12 protein-coding genes and 1 pseudogene are annotated in these 15,354 nt (G+C 69.7%); 9 read left to right on the top strand and 4 right to left on the bottom strand.

Annotated elements, in window-relative coordinates:
- Positions 1–108: 108 nt before the first annotated feature.
- Together FRADC12_RS07725 and FRADC12_RS07720 are read left to right on the top strand one after the other, a co-directional pair.
- A complete protein-coding gene (locus tag FRADC12_RS07725; protein WP_045876139.1) occupies positions 109–1,290 on the top strand; it encodes an AAA family ATPase in 1,182 nt (393 codons plus the stop codon).
- Complete coding sequence (locus FRADC12_RS07720) at positions 1,287–1,862, top strand: DUF4276 family protein (RefSeq protein WP_045876138.1); 576 nt, start codon at positions 1,287–1,289, stop codon at positions 1,860–1,862. The genes FRADC12_RS07725 and FRADC12_RS07720 overlap by 4 nt, the downstream gene beginning before the upstream one ends.
- A gap of 77 nt (positions 1,863–1,939) precedes the next feature.
- Here the strand turns inward: FRADC12_RS07720 and ilvC are convergent, their stop codons facing one another.
- The 3 genes and pseudogenes from ilvC to FRADC12_RS07705 all read right to left on the bottom strand — a co-directional run.
- Positions 1,940–2,932: a ketol-acid reductoisomerase gene (gene ilvC, locus FRADC12_RS07715; protein ID WP_045876137.1), complete on the bottom strand. Its 993-nt coding sequence runs from the start codon at positions 2,930–2,932 to the stop codon at positions 1,940–1,942.
- Positions 2,933–3,149: 217 nt separating this feature from the next.
- Entirely contained in the window at positions 3,150–3,674 is a 525-nt protein-coding gene (gene ilvN / locus FRADC12_RS07710) for an acetolactate synthase small subunit (protein ID WP_045876136.1), read from the bottom strand.
- 178 nt (positions 3,675–3,852) lie between these two features.
- Positions 3,853–5,646 (bottom strand): annotated as a pseudogene (locus FRADC12_RS07705) (acetolactate synthase large subunit); the annotation flags it as partial.
- A gap of 580 nt (positions 5,647–6,226) precedes the next feature.
- On the opposite strand from FRADC12_RS07705, the gene leuA reads away from it, so the two are divergent.
- The 7 genes from leuA (at position 6,227) to FRADC12_RS07670 (ending at position 14,940) form a co-directional block, all read left to right on the top strand.
- A complete protein-coding gene (gene leuA, locus FRADC12_RS07700) occupies positions 6,227–7,933 on the top strand; it encodes a 2-isopropylmalate synthase (protein ID WP_045876134.1) in 1,707 nt (568 codons plus the stop codon).
- A gap of 119 nt (positions 7,934–8,052) precedes the next feature.
- On the top strand, positions 8,053–9,084 hold the full coding sequence (locus FRADC12_RS07695; protein ID WP_045876133.1) for a 3-isopropylmalate dehydrogenase: 1,032 nt from the start codon (positions 8,053–8,055) through the stop codon (positions 9,082–9,084).
- 442 nt (positions 9,085–9,526) lie between these two features.
- Positions 9,527–10,453, top strand: coding sequence for a branched-chain amino acid transaminase (locus FRADC12_RS07690; protein WP_045876132.1), 927 nt, complete (start codon positions 9,527–9,529; stop codon positions 10,451–10,453).
- A 437-nt stretch (positions 10,454–10,890) separates the two neighbouring features.
- A complete protein-coding gene (locus FRADC12_RS07685; RefSeq protein ID WP_045876131.1) occupies positions 10,891–11,277 on the top strand; it encodes a CBS domain-containing protein in 387 nt (128 codons plus the stop codon).
- A gap of 155 nt (positions 11,278–11,432) precedes the next feature.
- The gene (locus FRADC12_RS07680; RefSeq protein ID WP_013422220.1) at positions 11,433–12,113 is read left to right on the top strand and encodes a Crp/Fnr family transcriptional regulator; all 681 of its coding nucleotides are present in this window, start codon (positions 11,433–11,435) and stop codon (positions 12,111–12,113) included.
- Between the two features lie 420 nt (positions 12,114–12,533).
- Positions 12,534–14,138, top strand: a complete 1,605-nt coding sequence (cimA, locus tag FRADC12_RS07675; RefSeq protein WP_045876130.1) for a citramalate synthase — start codon at positions 12,534–12,536, stop codon at positions 14,136–14,138.
- A gap of 79 nt (positions 14,139–14,217) precedes the next feature.
- Positions 14,218–14,940 carry a hypothetical protein gene (locus FRADC12_RS07670; RefSeq protein ID WP_045876129.1) on the top strand — a complete coding sequence of 241 codons (723 nt, stop codon included), beginning with the start codon at positions 14,218–14,220 and terminating at the stop codon, positions 14,938–14,940.
- 80 nt (positions 14,941–15,020) lie between these two features.
- Here FRADC12_RS07670 and FRADC12_RS07665 read toward each other — a convergent pair whose 3' ends face one another.
- Positions 15,021–15,272, bottom strand: coding sequence for a hypothetical protein (locus tag FRADC12_RS07665; RefSeq protein WP_045876128.1), 252 nt, complete (start codon positions 15,270–15,272; stop codon positions 15,021–15,023).
- Positions 15,273–15,354: the final 82 nt, after the last annotated feature.

Below are 15,354 nucleotides of genomic sequence, written 5' to 3'. Positions count from 1 at the left end.
CGCCGTGGCACGACCCTGTGCCCGCCGAACGCTCAAGCCTGAACGGAGCCAGGCGGCCATCCTCGCCGGACGGATCTATCGTCCGCCCCTGGGTCTACGCTGGTGAGCATGGCCGACGAGGATGCGCCGCGAGTCAGGACGCGGGCCCGGATCCTGAAGCTGCGACTGAACAACTTCCTCAGTTACCGGGACGCGACGCTGGACCTGGGAGATCTCGTCGCGCTCGTCGGTCCCAATGCCAGCGGGAAGTCCAACGCCGTCGCGGGGATCAAGCTCCTGCGGGACGTGGCGATCGTTGGCCTGCCTGCCTCGATCTCGCGTCGCGGTGGCTTTGACCAGCTCCGTCATCGCAGCCACGGCCATCCCTATGACCCCTCGATCCGCATTGACTTCTCATTTGGCGATGACCTTGAGGGCTCCTTCTACGAGCTTCGGCTACGAGCTCTCAGCGGCAAGCGGTACGAGGTCAAGGAAGAACGAGCCAGAATCAACCTCTTCTCGGGGCGAAGTGTTGCGTGGTCTTTCGATCGACTCGGCGACCGCACTCGGATCGTCGAGCAATCCGACGGCGTAGAGACGCGGGATTTTGAGGTCGACCTGCCAGTCGACAGAGGACAGAGCATTCTTCCGCTCGGGCTTTCGCGCGCCGCAACGATGGCGCAGACCGTGCTCGCGGGGCTCCAAATCGTCGAGATCAATCCGGCGCGCGTCGCAGAATTTCAGGAGGCCTCATCGACCAACACGTTCGAACCCGACGGATCCAACGCGGTTGGTGTCTATGACACGCTTGAAACACGGCGGCGCCGCGAACTCGTCGATGAACTGGCCGCTATCGTTCCTGGAATCCAGAAGGTCGAGGTCGAACGTTTTGCGGACAGGCTGACGCTCGCCTTTCTCCAGGGGTCCGGCGAAGGTCGAAATCGTCGCTTCCTGGCGCGGTACATGTCCGACGGGACGCTACGGGCATTCGGCATACTGCTCGCGCTGCAGGCTCAGCAGCCCAGCCTCCTCGTGGTGGAGGAGCCCGAGGTTGCCATCCACCTGGGGGCGCTTCAGACACTGGTCGACGTACTGCGTCAACACTCTGACACCACCCAGGTTCTGCTGACGACGCACAGTGCGGACATCGTGGACAGCCTCGGGATCGAGGCTCTTCGCGTCGTCTGGAGCGATGGCAATGCCTCGCACATTGCCCCTGTGGCCGAGCACACCCGGGAGACGGTTCGCAGCGGCCTCATAACTCCTGGGGAGCTTCTCCGTGTCGACTCCCTCGACCCGGCCGTCGCATGAGTTCGCTGCTGAATGCTCCCCACGTCGGGCTGGTCGTCGAAGGGCCGGGTGACGCGGTAGCGCTCCCTGTCCTGTTGCGCCGGCACTTGGAGCCGGCCGGAGAGTACCGTCCGACCCTGGGCAAGCCCGTGGCGTGCAACGGCCGGGACAAGGCTCTGATGGCGAACGGCGTCGAGGGAAAAGTTGCGGTAGCCGCCTCCCGTCCCGGGTGTCGCGCCGTAATGGTCGTCCTCGACGCGGACCGGGATCCGTCCTGCCAACTCGGGCCGACGATTTTAGCGCGGGCGAGCAAGTTCTGCGCGGGACCGGTTTTCGTGGCTCTCGCCGAGCCGACCTTGGAGGAATGGCCGGTCGCTTCCGCGGAGACGCTCGCCGTGCCGGGACTCGTCTTTCCGAACAGTCAGGAGCCGGTGAATGCGATCAAGAAGGCGCTGGCCCCGGCGAAGTATGTGAAGCCAACCTGGCAGCCGCGCCTCGCAGGCAGAATGGACATCGCGCTCGCTCGCGGTCGTAGCCCCAGTCTTGACCGGATACTGACCCGGTTCGACGAGGTGCGCGCAGAGCTTCGATAAAGGCGGGTTTTGGCGACGATCATGGCGCTGCCGGGCGGCCGGCGGCGGCTCGCGCCGCCGCCGGCTTCGCCTAGTGTCTACTTGGCGATCCAGGACATCATGGAGCGCAGCTTCGAGCCGACCTTCTCGATGGGGTGGGACTTGCCCTCCTCGACGAGCTTGGTGAAGTTCGGCCGGCCGTTGTCGTCCTCAGCGACCCACTCGCGCGCGAACGTGCCGTCCTGGATCTCGTCCAGGATCTTGCGCATCTCGGCCTTCACGGCCGGGGTGACGACCCGCGGTCCCCGGGTGACGTCGCCGTACTCGGCGGTGTCGGAGATCGAGTAGCGCATCTGGGAGATGCCGCCCTCGTACATCAGGTCGACGATGAGCTTCAGCTCGTGCAGGCACTCGAAGTAGGCGATCTCCGGCTGGTAGCCGGCCTCGACGAGCGTCTCGAACCCGGCCTGGACCAGGGCGGACGCGCCGCCGCACAGGACGGCCTGCTCGCCGAACAGGTCGGTCTCGGTCTCCTCGGTGAAGGTCGTGCGCAGCGTGCCGGCGCGGGTGCCGCCGATGCCCTTGGCGTAGGCGAGCGCGGTCGCGAGGGCCCTGCCGGTCGCGTCGGTCTCGACCGCGACGAGGCAGGGCACGCCCTTGCCCTCCTGGAACACCCGGCGGACGAGGTGGCCCGGGCCCTTGGGGGCGATCATGAAGACGTCGACGCCCTCGGGCGGGCTGATCAGGTTGTAGCGGATGTTGAAGCCGTGGCCGAAGGCCAGCGCGTCGCCCGCCTTGAGGTTCGGCAGGATCGACTCGGCGTAGATCTTCCGGTGCGCGGTGTCCGGGGCGAGGATCATGATGATGTCGGCCTCGGCGGCGGCCTCGAACGGAGTGACGACCCGCAGGCCCTCCTCCTGTGCCTTCGCCCGGCTCTTGCTGGTCTCCGGCAGGCCGACGCGGACGTCGACGCCCGAGTCCCGCAGGTTCAGCGCGTGCGCGTGGCCCTGGCTGCCGTACCCGATGATCGCGACCTTCCGGTCGGTCAGGTCGTCGAGGTTGGCGTCGTCGTCGTAGTAGATCTCGACCATCGTGGGCGAATCTCCTTGTAGGGCGTTCGGCGGAAATCGGCGCTCCGCGCCTCCTCCGCCGCCCTGCCGTCGGGCGCTGAGCGCCCTCCTGGGGTTGGATTGAGGTTGCGTCTAGAGCGTCTGGGGTGGACTTGGTCTGACTGGTCTCGCGAGCTGGGCTTTCTGGCCTGAAGGCCCCCGGCGTCAGCGCGCGATCTTACCGTTAGCCAGGGCTTGGCTACGCCGTGCGCTCGAGGGCCCGCAGGCTTCGGTCGGTGATGGAGCGCGAGCCCCGGCCGAGCGCGACCATGCCGGACTGGACGAGCTCCTTGATCCCGAACGGCTCCAGGACCCGGACCAGCGCGTCCAGCTTGTCATGCGTTCCGGTGGCCTCGACGGTGACGGCGTCGCTCGCCACGTCGACGACCTTCGCGCGGAACAGCCCGACGAGCTCCAGGACCTGCGAGCGGACCGTCGCGTCGGCGCGAACCTTGATCAGCACCAGCTCGCGCTGCACCGAGACGTCCACGTCCATCTCGACGATCTTGAGCACGTTCACCAGTTTGTTCAGCTGCTTGGTGACCTGCTCCAGCGGCAGCTCGTCGACCGCGACCACGATGGTCATCCGCGAGATGTCGCTGTGCTCCGTCGGCCCGACGGCGAGCGACTCGATGTTGAAGCCGCGCCGGGAGAACAGGCTGGCGACCCGGGCCAGCACCCCCGGCTTGTTCTCCACCAGAACGGACAGTGTGTGCCTGGTCACGGCGTCATCGCCTTTCCAAAGACTTCGCGATGCTCAATTGGACTGGCGAGTCTGCTCACGGCGAATCGTGCAGCCCGGCCAGGCGGCGCGGAGGCGCGCCTCCGCGGAGGCCCGTCCACGAGCGCAGCGAAGTGGCCGGGCCGCAGCGCGCCCGGACGGAGCGAACCAGAAAACACCTTCACAGGTTCACCTCTGCGTCGCCGGTGTAGTCAAAATCGGGCGCCATGTCGCGGGCGACCTTGATGTCGTCGTTGCTGGAACCGGCGGCGACCATCGGCCAGACCATCGCGTCCGGGTGCACGACGAAGTCGATGACGACCGGCGCGTCGTCGATGGCCATCGCCTTCTCGATCGTGCTGTCGACGTCCCCCGCCGTCTCGCAGCGCAGGCCGACGCAGCCGAGCGCCTCGGCGAGCCGGACGAAGTCGGGGACCCGCTTGACGCCGGTGCGGGAGCTGGCCGGGTGGGTGCCCAGGTCGGTGTTGGAGTAGCGCTCGTCGTAGAACAGCGTCTGCCACTGGCGGACCATGCCGAGCGCGCCGTTGTTGATGACCGCGACCTTGATCGGGATGCCCTCCAGCGCGCAGGTGGCGAGCTCCTGGTTGGTCATCTGGAAGCAGCCGTCGCCGTCGATCGCCCACACGGCCGCCTCCGGGCGCCCGACCTTCGCGCCCATCGCGGCCGGCACCGCGTAGCCCATCGTCCCGGCGCCGCCGGAGTTCAGGAACGTGTACGGCTGCTCATAGGAGATGAACTGCGCGGCCCACATCTGGTGCTGGCCGACGCCCGCCGTGTAGATCGCGTCCGGGCCGGCGATCCTCCCGATCCGCTCGATCACGTGCTGCGGGGCGAGCGAGCCGTCGGCCGGCTCGGTGAAGCCGAGCGGGTAGGTGGTGCGCCACCGGTTCAGCTGGTCCCACCAGCCCTCGACATCCGGCTTCGGCTCGGCCTGCAGTGCGCCGATCAGGTCGGCGATGACCTCCCGGCAGTCGCCCACGATCGGCACGTCGGCGGCCCGGTTCTTGCCGATCTCGGCCGGGTCGATGTCCGCGTGGATGATCTGCGCGGTCGGCGCGAACGACGACAGCTTCCCGGTGACCCGGTCGTCGAACCGGGTGCCCAGCGCGATCAGCAGGTCGGACTTCTGTAGGGCCGTCACGGCGGCCATCGAGCCGTGCATGCCGGGCATGCCCAGGTGCAGCGGGTGGGAGTCGGGGAACGCGCCCCGGGCCATCAGCGTGGTGACGACCGGGATGCCGGTCAGCTCGGCGAGGATGCGCAGCTCGGCGCTGGCCCGCGACTTCAGCACGCCGCCGCCGACGTAGAGCACCGGCCGGCGGGAGGCACTGATCATCTTGGCCGCCTCGCGGACCTGCTTGGCGTGCGGCCGCGTCACCGGGCGGTAGCCGGGCAGGTCGAGCGCCGGCGGCCACACCTCGTGCGGCAGCACCGACGTCAGCGACTGCAGCACGTCCTTGGGCAGGTCGACGAGCACCGGCCCGGGCCGGCCGGTGGCGGCCAGGTGGAACGCCTCGGCGATCGTGCGCGGGATGTCCTCCGCCGACTGGACCAGGAAGTTGTGCTTGGTGATCGGCATCGTGATGCCGCAGATGTCCGCCTCCTGGAAGGCGTCCGTCCCGATCGCCGGCCGGGCCACCTGGCCGGTGATCGCGACGATCGGCACCGAGTCCATGTAGGCGTCGGCGATCGGTGTGACCAGGTTGGTCGCCCCGGGGCCGGAGGTCGCCATGCAGACACCGACTTTGCCGGTCGCCTGCGCGTAGCCCTCGGCGGCGTGCCCGGCGCCCTGCTCGTGGCGGACCAGGATGTGCCGGACCCGCGTCGAGTCGTACAGCGGGTCGTAGGCGGGCAGGATCGCGCCACCCGGGATGCCGAACACGACGTCGGCACCGACCGCTTCCAGGGAATGGACGAGCGACTGGGCTCCGGTGATCTCTCTAGTCATCTGGTCGTCTTCCTTGACGGGCCGTGAAGGGGGGCGGGCGTGCCCAGGGCACTAAAAAACCCCTCGTGCCAAGGGCACTGAGGGGCTGCGTACGAGTCGGCTCCGGGACTTGCCCCGGTGACTACGCACGCTCTCCGCGTACAAGAATGTTCAGACGCACGCACCTACCTTGGCTGACGACCGCCCTCCGCGTCAAGCGCCCAGCCCGGACCCGGCGTCAGGACGGCCGGCGGACGACAAGGGGGCAACTGTTGGGTACGCGACGGAGCGGTCATGGCCGCGGCTGGGTTACTGTGTAGACGCCATGAGTGCCTCGCTTCCGGTCCGCGCGCCCGCCAGCAAGCCTGAGCTTGCTCGCCTCGGGCTGACGCAGCTACGGCTTGGCGGCCTGCTCCTTATCCGCCGCGGCGGGGCCTGACTCATCCGGCTGGCTTCCCCGTCGCGGAGTTCTTGGCGCGTCAGCACGTCTGGCCCGTACCTCGCCCGTCGCGGCCGTACGGGATCCGGATGTCACAGGCACCTCAGGGCTGAGGGCCTCGATAAGGAAGCAGATGCAGTGATCAACAACCCGCAGGTTCCCTCTGGCATGCCCATCGACAAGTACCGGCCGTTCACGCCGGTCGCGCTGCCGGACCGCACCTGGCCGAACGCCCAGATCACGAAGGCCCCGCTGTGGTGCAGCGTCGACCTGCGTGACGGCAACCAGGCCCTGGTCGACCCGATGACCCCCGAGCGCAAGCTGAAGATGTTCGAGCTGCTGGTCGGGATGGGCTACAAGGAGATCGAGGTCGGGTTCCCGGCCGCGAGCCAGACCGACTTCGACTTCATCCGCCAGCTGATCGAGGAGGAGCGGATCCCGGACGACGTCACCGTCCAGGTGCTGACCCAGGCCCGCGAGGAGCTGATCGAGCGGACCGTGCAGTCCCTGGTCGGCTCCCGCAAGGCGCTGCTGCACCTGTACAACTCCACCTCCACGCTGCAGCGGCGGGTCGTGTTCAACTCCGACCGGGCCGGCATCACCGAGATCGCCGTCCAGGGCGCCCGCTGGACCGTGCAGTACGCCGAGAAGCTGCTGGACGCCCGCACCGACCTGCGCTGGCAGTACAGCCCCGAGTCGTTCACCGGCACCGAGCTGGAGTACGCCGTCGAGGTCTGCGAGGCGGTGATGGACGTCTGGGAGCCGACGGCGGACCGCCCGGTCGTGCTGAACCTGCCGGCGACCGTCGAGATGGCCACCCCGAACATCTACGCCGACCAGATCGAGTGGGTCGGGCGCAACCTGACCCGCCGCGACGCGGTCATCCTCTCGCTGCACCCGCACAACGACCGCGGCTGCGCGGTCGCCGCGGCCGAGCTGGGTGTCATGGCCGGCGCGGACCGGATCGAGGGCTGCCTGTTCGGCAACGGCGAGCGGACCGGCAACGTCTGCCTGGTCACCCTGGGGATGAACCTGTTCTCCCAGGGCATCGACCCGCAGATCGACTTCTCCGACATCGACGAGATCCGCCGGACGACCGAGTACTGCAACCAGCTGCCCGTGCACCCGCGCCACCCCTACGGCGGCGACCTGGTCTACACGGCCTTCTCCGGCTCCCACCAGGACGCCATCAAGAAGGGCTTCGAGGCGATGGAGCGGACCGGCCAGCGGGTCTGGGAGGTCCCGTACCTGCCGATCGACCCGATGGACGTCGGCCGCACCTACGAGGCCGTCATCCGGGTGAACAGCCAGTCCGGCAAGGGCGGCGTGGCCTACCTGCTGAAGTCCGAGCACGGCCTGGACCTGCCGCGCCGGCTGCAGATCGAGTTCTCCGCCGTCGTCCAGCGGCACACCGACGGCGAGGGCGGCGAGGTCACGGCCTCCGCGCTCTGGGACATGTTCCGCCGTGAGTACTTCCTGGACGAGACCGCCGGCCCCGCGCCGCTCGAGGTGGTGCAGTTCGCGGCGACGGCGGGCAGCGGCGCCCAGGACGAGGTGGCCGTCTCGGTCCGCCGTGACGGCGCCGCCGAGGTGCTCACCGGCAAGGGCAACGGGCCGATCGACGCGTTCGTCGACGCCCTGTCCACCCGTGGCGTGAGCGTCAAGGTCCACGACTACAACGAGCACGCGATCGGCGCCGGCGCGGACGCCCGGGCCGCCGCCTACCTCGAGGTCGCGGTCGAGGACGCCGAGGGCACCAGGGTCTTCTGGGGCGTCGGCATCGACCCGAACATCGTCACCGCCTCCCTGCGGGCCGTCGTGAGCGCCGTCAACCGCGCGGCCCGAGCCCGCACCAAGCCGGTCACCGCCGGCTGACCGCGCAGCCCAGCGGCTGTGGCCGCTGCGACCGGATTCGGCCGGTCACAGCGGCCACACCGCGGGGCCGCCGCGCCGTCCGGCCGGGTGTCCGGACGGCGCCGGTAAAGTCGGCTGCTATGAAGCTTGCGGTTATCGGTGGCGACGGGATCGGCCCGGAAGTGGTCGCGGAGGGCCTGCGGGTCCTGCGTGCCGTGCACGACAAGGTGGAGACCACCGAGTACGACCTGGGCGCGCGGCGCTGGCACGAGACCGGTGAGACGCTGCCCGACTCCGTCCTCGACGAGCTGCGCGGGCACGACGCGATCCTGCTCGGCGCCGTCGGCGACCCGAACGTCCCCAGCGGCGTGCTGGAGCGGGGCCTGCTGCTGCGGCTGCGGTTCGAGCTCGACCACCACGTCAACCTGCGCCCGGTGAAGCTCTACCCGGGCGTGACCTCGCCGCTGGCCGGCGACCCGACCATCGACATGATCGTGGTCCGGGAGGGCACCGAGGGCCCGTACGCCGGTGCCGGCGGCGTGCTGCGCAAGGGCACCCCGCACGAGATCGCGACCGAGGAGAGCATCAACACCCGGTTCGGCGTCGAGCGGGTCGTCCGGGACGCGTTCGCCCGGGCGCAGCGCCGCCCGCGGCGCAAGCTCACCCTCGTGCACAAGAACAACGTGCTGACGAAGGCCGGCGACCTGTGGTCGCGGACCGTGACCGAGGTCGCGGCCGAGTTCCCGGAGATCACCGTCGAGTACCAGCACGCCGACGCGGCCAGCATGTTCTTCATCACCGACCCGGGCCGGTTCGACGTGGTCGTCACCGACAACCTGTTCGGCGACATCATCACCGACATCGGCGCCGCGGTCACCGGTGGCATCGGCCTGGCCGCCTCCGGCAACCTCGACCCGTCCGGCGCGCACCCGAGCATGTTCGAGCCTGTGCACGGAAGCGCTCCCGACATCGCCGGCAAGGGCGTGGCCGACCCGACCGCGACCGTCGCGTCGGTGGCGATGCTGCTCGACCACCTCGGCCTGTCCGCCGAGGCGGCCAAGGTCGAGAAGGCGGTCGCCGGTTCGCTGGCCGCTCGCGCCGCGTCGGCCGGTCAGCCGCTGTCGACCCGCGAGGTCGGCGAGGACCTGGCCCAGCGCGCCGTCGCCAACTGATCTCGGTCCCGAGGCCGAGGCCGGCTGAGACCGACCTGGGCTGAGACCGACCTGACAGTCCCGTCCCGTCGGCCCAGCGCTTTCCGCCCTGGGCCGGCGGGACGGCAGCCCGAGCCGTCCCAATCGACGGATGTCCGATATTCGTGGCGTCACCTCGTCTCGCCGCCAACCGGCTATCCTCGATAGAGCCGTAGATCCGGTATGACGGCAGCCGACAGGGCCCGACCACGGCGAAGTTCGGCAGTTACGTCACTTCTGGCGGGGTCCGCCGCGTACGCAGCCCTCCGGGCAGCTCGTGGCGAAGCCGTCGGATGTCTGCCCGAGGGGCCGTCTCCCCGGGGGTCGCCAACGCGGCTCCTGGGGGCAAGGCACCCCGGCAGCCCCCGTGTCGAGCTGGCGCTCGACTTTGCCTGTTCAGTGGTCGCCCTACGGAGGAGTACCAGTGGCCATCACCCCGACCTCGAAGATCTGGATGAACGGCGAGTTCGTCAACTGGGACGACGCCAAGATCCACGTCCTCACCCCGACCCTGCACTATGGCTGGGGGGTGTTCGAGGGCATCCGCGCGTACGAGACGCCGCGCGGCAGCGCCGTCTTCCGGCTCTCCGACCACATCGCCCGGCTGTACCGCAGCGCCAAGATCTACATGATGGAGCCGGACTTCACCGAGGCGCAGTTCGTCCAGGCGGCCAAGGACACGGTCGTGGCGAACGGCATCCAGTCCTGCTACCTGCGTCCGCTGATCTACCTCGGCTACGGCGAGATGGGCCTCAACCCGCTGCCATCCAAGGTCGAGTCGATGATCGCGGTGTGGCCGTGGGGCGCCTACCTGGGCGAGGAGGCGCTGGAGAAGGGCTGCCGCGTCATCATCTCCAGCTGGCGGCGCAACGACGTCAACATCACCCCGCCAGCCGCGAAGGCCACGGGCCAGTACCTGAACTCGTCGCTGGCCAAGGTCGCCGCGATCAAGGGTGGCTACGACGAGGCGATCCTGACCAGCCCGACCGGCCACATCGCCGACGGGTCCGGTGAGAACGTCTTCATCGTCGCCGGCCGCACGCTCATCACCCCGCCGCTGACCGACGGCGCGCTCGGCGGCATCACTCGGGCCTCGGTCATGCAGATCGCCGCCGACCAGGGCTACGACGTCGTCGAGAAGCACATCGTGCGCACCGACATCTACCTGGCCGACGAGGCGTTCTTCACCGGCACCGCGGCCGAGATCGTGCCGATCGCCGAGGTCGACGACCGCGCCGTCGGCACCGGCCGGCCCGGCCCGGTCACCAAGGAGATCGCCGAGATCTTCCACCAGGCCACCACCGGCCACCTCGACCGCTACAAGACCTGGAACGAGTACGTCGACGAGTAAGAATCGGCGCTTCGCGCCTCCCTTCCTCGTCGACTGTCGGGCGCTGGAGCGCCCTCCTGCGTCTGTCGCCGGTGGGCGTGGAGGTCGTGGGTCTGGCTGGTTCGAGGTCGGTTTCTGGGGTGGGTTGGCGGCGTAGGTCGCCGCGCCGGGACCAGTCGCCGCTTGCGGGGCACCATACGGTCGCGGTTCTTGTGAACGCGCCCTCGGCCTTCGGGTTGGGGGCGCTTTCGCGTTCGGGGGTCTCGGCGCGCCGGGGGAGCATGAGGGTCTCGCCAGATCGCGGATCGAGGTTTACCTTGCCTCAGGTAGGGGTTTTCACAAGCGCACAAGCGCCAGAGGCCCTCATCGGTCCGCGCTGACGGATCGCAGAGGGAGGACCAGCCGACTGCTGACCCTGGTCACCCGGCCGGCCCTCCACATCCCGACGGGAGGCTGTCATGCGGGTTTCGGACGGAATGAGCGCGCTGGTCCTGATCATCGGCCCGGGTCACACCCTTCGCCAGGCGGCCCGGCTGATGGCCGGGCGTGGCTGCGGCGCCGCGGTGGTGCTGGACACCGACGGCGCGGGCTACGGCATCCTGACCGAGCGAGACCTCCTGCTGGCCTTGGCCGCGGGCAAGGACCCCGATGTCGAGATCGCCGCCGACCACCTCACCCGGGACCTCGTCTTCGCCGACCCGGAGTGGTCGTTGGACACCGCTGCCGATGCCATGCTGCGCGGCGGATTCCGGCACCTTGTCGTCACGGAGGGTGGCACTGTGGCCGGTGTGCTGTCGATGCGCGACGTGGTTCGTTGCTGGAACCAGCAGCGCGTGAGTGCTTGACGACGTCAGGTGCGGTTTGCTCCTGCCGGCCCGGGTGGATGGCTGGCAGGGGACACGCTGGCGGATTCGGCGTCAGAGGTGCCAGACACCCGATTCCTCGTGTTCTGCGTGATGTAAGCGGCAACGACCCGGCGAAAGCCGCTAACGTCTCGACCATGCTCGACGACGACGAGGCGGTGGCGCTGCTCCGGGCGACCACGCTGCTCAAGGAACTAGACGAGGAGGACCTGCGGCGGCTCGCCGCCCGCGCCGTAACGCGTCGTTACCGGCGCGGCCAGGTCGTCTTCACCGAGGGGGAGCCCGCGGACACCCTGCTTGTGGTGGCCCAGGGCCGGCTGAAGGTGCTCACCAAGGCCGATGACGGCCGCGACCATGTGCTGAACATTCACGGACCACGAGAAACGATCGGCGAGCTGAACATCGTCGAGCCGGGGACGAGGTCGGCGAGCGTCGAGGCGCTCGAACCGAGCACGGCGCTCGTGCTCGACCGGACCGCCGTCTGGGAGCTGGTGAAGGAACGGCCGGCTGTCGCCGAGCAGCTGATCCGCGCGCTTGTCGCGCACGTGCGCCGGCTCACGGGCGCGAACGCCGATCTGGTCTTCCTCGACCTACCCCGCCGTGTGGCCAAGCTGCTGCTCATGCGGGCCCGCGAGGCCAGCCGGCCGGTGATAGAGCTAGGCCTCACCCAGACCGAGATCGCGTCGTTGCTCGGCGGTTCCCGGCAGTCGGTGAATCAGGCCCTGCGGGAGTTCGAACGCCGTAGCTGGATCCTTTCCGAGGGCCAGACGATCACCATCCTGCAGCTCGACCGGCTCCGCCGCTTCGCCGGCGACTAGGCCGGCGCCGCGGGTCGCCACGCTCGTCCGGCTGCTCGGAAGCCGGGGCGACCTCGGACACAGGGCCCGGCGTGTCAACCGTGTTACGAAGTAAAGTCGAGGGCCGGCGGTGAACCCGTCCTCGTCGCGCGTTCCGGCCACGCAACCCCGTTCGGCCGGACGCGTGACGACCCCCGGAATCAGGCTCCGGCCGCGCGTCGGCCCAGCGCCGTACGGTGGTAGTCGCGGGTCAGCATGAATGGCCGCCGGCTGTTCGCCGCGGCGCGAGTGTGTGCCGCCAGACCCGTGCCCCAGGGGAGTGACCGCGGGCCGCGGCGCAGGTCCTGTCCCGCCGTCGGCGGTCCGCTGCTTCGGTGACGCCCTGCTCCCGGTGCGGCCCGACGTGCCGAGCGGTACGCGCGACGTTGAGAGGCTTGAGCTGTGCGGCCATACGATCCCGAGTCCCTGCACATCTACGACACGACTTTGCGGGATGGCACGCAGCAGGAGGGCCTGTCGCTTTCCGTAGCCGACAAGCTCGCGGTCGCCCGCCATCTCGACGACCTCGGCGTCGGTTTCATCGAGGGTGGCTGGCCCGGCTCCAATCCGAAGGACGCCGAGTTCTTCCGGCGCGCCCAGACCGAGCTGAACCTGCGCGGTGCCAAGCTCGCCGCGTTCGGCTCGACCCGCCGGGCCAGCAGGGCCGCCGCCGACGACCCGCAGGTCGCCGCGCTGCGCGACGCGGGCACGCCCGTCGTCTGCCTGGTCGCGAAGTCCGACCGCCGGCACGTCGAACGGGCGCTGCGCACCACGCTCGCCGAGAACCTGGCGATGATCCGGGACACCGTGGAGCACCTGCGTGCCGAGGGCAAGCGGGTCTTCGTCGACGCCGAGCACTTCTTCGACGGCTACCGCGTCGACGAGGCGTACGGCCTGGAGGTCGTGCGGACCGCGGCCGAGGCCGGGGCTGAGGTGGTCGTCCTGTGCGACACCAACGGCGGGATGCTGCCCACCCAGATCGGTGACACCGTGCTGGCCGTGCTCGACGCATCTGGTGCACGCCTGGGCATCCACTGCCACGACGACTCCGGCTGCGCGGTGGCCAACAGCCTGGTCGCGGTCCAGGCCGGCGTCACGCACGTCCAGGGCGCGGCCAACGGCTACGGCGAGCGCTGCGGCAACGCGAACCTGTTCACCGTCGTCGCCGGCCTGGAGACGAAGCTCGCCACCCCGGTGCTGCCGCCCGGGCGGCTGCGCGAGCTGGTCCGGGTCTCGCACGCCATCGACGAGCTGACCAACTCGACGCCGGACACGCACCGGCCGTACGTCGGTGCCAGCGCCTTCGCCCACAAGGGCGGCCTGCACGCCAGCGCCGTCAAGATCGACCCTGACATGTACCAGCACATCGACCCGGCCCAGGTCGGCAACGACATGCGGATGCTGGTCTCGGAGCTCGCCGGCCGGGCCACCATCGAGCTCAAGGGCCGCGAGCTGGGCCTCGACCTGTCCGACGAGAAGGAGGCCCTCGGCCGCATCGTCGAGCTGGTGAAGGAGCGGGAGGCCACCGGCTTCGCCTACGAGGCGGCCGAGGCGAGCTTCGAGCTGCTGCTGCGCGACGAGGTCTACGGGCCGGAGCGCTACTTCACGCTGGACAGCTGGCGGGTGATCGTCGAGCAGCGCGCCGACGGCGAGGTCGTCAGCGAGGCCACCGTGAAGCTCGAGACCCGTGGTGAGCGGCACGTCTCCACCGCCGAGGGCAACGGACCGGTCAACGCGCTCGACAAGGCGCTGCGCGAGGCGCTGGCGAAGGCATACCCGGGTCTGAAGGCGGTCGACCTGACCGACTTCAAGGTGCGCATCCTGGACGGCCGGGAGGGCTCCGGCGCCGTCACCCGGGTACTCGTCGAGACCAGCGACGGCCAGACCCGCTGGGACACCATCGGCGTCGACGAGAACATCATCGCCGCCTCCTGGCAGGCACTGCAGGACGCCGTGACCTACGGCCTGCGCCGCCAGAACGAGGTGCCCGACCCGGACGCGACCTGATCCCGGCGGCGTAGATCGGTTCGAACGCCGGAGCCAGGGGGGTTACGGTCCGTCCGTCCGTGATAGCGGGGAGGCCGTGATGTTCGTGCAGGTGATCCAGGGCAGGGTGCCAGACCGGACCGCGATGCGGGCCCAGCACGAGAAGTGGGCCGAGCAGATCGGGGTGGACGTGCCCGGCTGGCTCGGCTCGACCGCCGGCATCACGGAGGACGACCGGTTCATCTGCCTGAGCCAGTTCAGCTCCGTCGAGGCCCTGGCCCGGCTGGCCGCGCGCAGTGACCAGCGGGAGTGGTGGGGGCACACCGAACGGCTCTTCCTCGGCCCGGTGGTCAGGTCGGAGTTCCTCGACGTCGCCGTGATGCTCGACGGCGGCACCGCCGACGCCGGCTTCGTGCAGATCATCCAGGGCCGGGCCGCCGACGCCGGGCGGCTGCACGCGCTGGAGAAGGAGCTGCTGCGTTACCTGCCGGACGGCCGCCCGGACATCGTCGGCGGTCTCGCCGCGACCGGGCCGGACGGCCGGTTCGTGCGGGCATTCTACTTCAGCTCCGAGGAGCTGGCCCGCGCCGGCGAGCACGGCGAGCAGCTGCCGGAGATCGAGGAGATCCTCTTCGACCTGCGCGCGCTCACCGGCGAGCCGACCTACCACGACCTGCGCCACCCGTGGTTCGCCTCGCCCCAGCGGCCTGGCCGGGATCGCGACGCGGGTTCCCGGCCGGCCGGCGCGACCCGGCCGGAGCCCGAGAAGGCGGGCTGGCAGCCGTGGAGCTCGGCCGGACAGCGGACGAGGAGCCCCCGCTGACGCGGCGGTGCTCTCAAGGGGGCTGGGGCCGCCGGAGGCGGCGGCCCCAGCCAGGCGCCCGAGAGCCCCGGCGGACTGGCTCAGTCCGCCGGGATCTCCTCCCACCACTGGCACCACCAGTCGCCGCCGACCAGAACCCGCAGCTTCGGGTGCCAGCAGTAGTTGATGTCCTTGTCGGTGTCGAGGTAGTACAGGCAGTTGTCGCACCGTTCGTCACCGTTCGGCTTGCCGCGCAGGATCGCGTCCTCCGCCAGGTGACCGAGCTTGACGCTCAGCTCCTCGTCGATCGGCTTGGGCTCCGGTGCGCCCACGTCGTAGACGGCCTCGGTCATGCCGCTCCTTCTGCTCCTAGATCCTGCGATCGGCCCCCGTCCGCCGGTCGCGTCCCTCTGGGCCGTCTGCCTCGACCTTGAC

It is taken from the genome of Pseudofrankia sp. DC12, from assembly GCF_000966285.1.
In the GTDB taxonomy this organism is placed as follows: Bacteria; Actinomycetota; Actinomycetes; order Frankiales; family Frankiaceae; genus Pseudofrankia.
This window is presented reverse-complemented; position numbering and strand designations above follow the sequence as displayed.

Bases quoted from the DNA above. Each gene is read 5' to 3' on its own strand.
- ilvC (WP_045876137.1), bottom strand. From the start codon at position 2,932: ATGGTCGAGATCTACTACGACGACGACGCCAACCTCGACGACCTGACC.
- FRADC12_RS07680 (WP_013422220.1), top strand. From the start codon at position 11,433: ATGCTCGACGACGACGAGGCGGTGGCGCTGCTCCGGGCGACCACGCTG.
- FRADC12_RS07720 (WP_045876138.1), top strand. From the start codon at position 1,287: ATGAGTTCGCTGCTGAATGCTCCCCACGTCGGGCTGGTCGTCGAAGGG.
- FRADC12_RS07685 (WP_045876131.1), top strand. From the start codon at position 10,891: ATGCGGGTTTCGGACGGAATGAGCGCGCTGGTCCTGATCATCGGCCCG.
- FRADC12_RS07665 (WP_045876128.1), bottom strand. From the start codon at position 15,272: ATGACCGAGGCCGTCTACGACGTGGGCGCACCGGAGCCCAAGCCGATC.
- leuA (WP_045876134.1), top strand. From the start codon at position 6,227: ATGCCCATCGACAAGTACCGGCCGTTCACGCCGGTCGCGCTGCCGGAC.
- FRADC12_RS07670 (WP_045876129.1), top strand. From the start codon at position 14,218: ATGTTCGTGCAGGTGATCCAGGGCAGGGTGCCAGACCGGACCGCGATG.
- FRADC12_RS07725 (WP_045876139.1), top strand. From the start codon at position 109: ATGGCCGACGAGGATGCGCCGCGAGTCAGGACGCGGGCCCGGATCCTG.
- FRADC12_RS07695 (WP_045876133.1), top strand. From the start codon at position 8,053: ATGAAGCTTGCGGTTATCGGTGGCGACGGGATCGGCCCGGAAGTGGTC.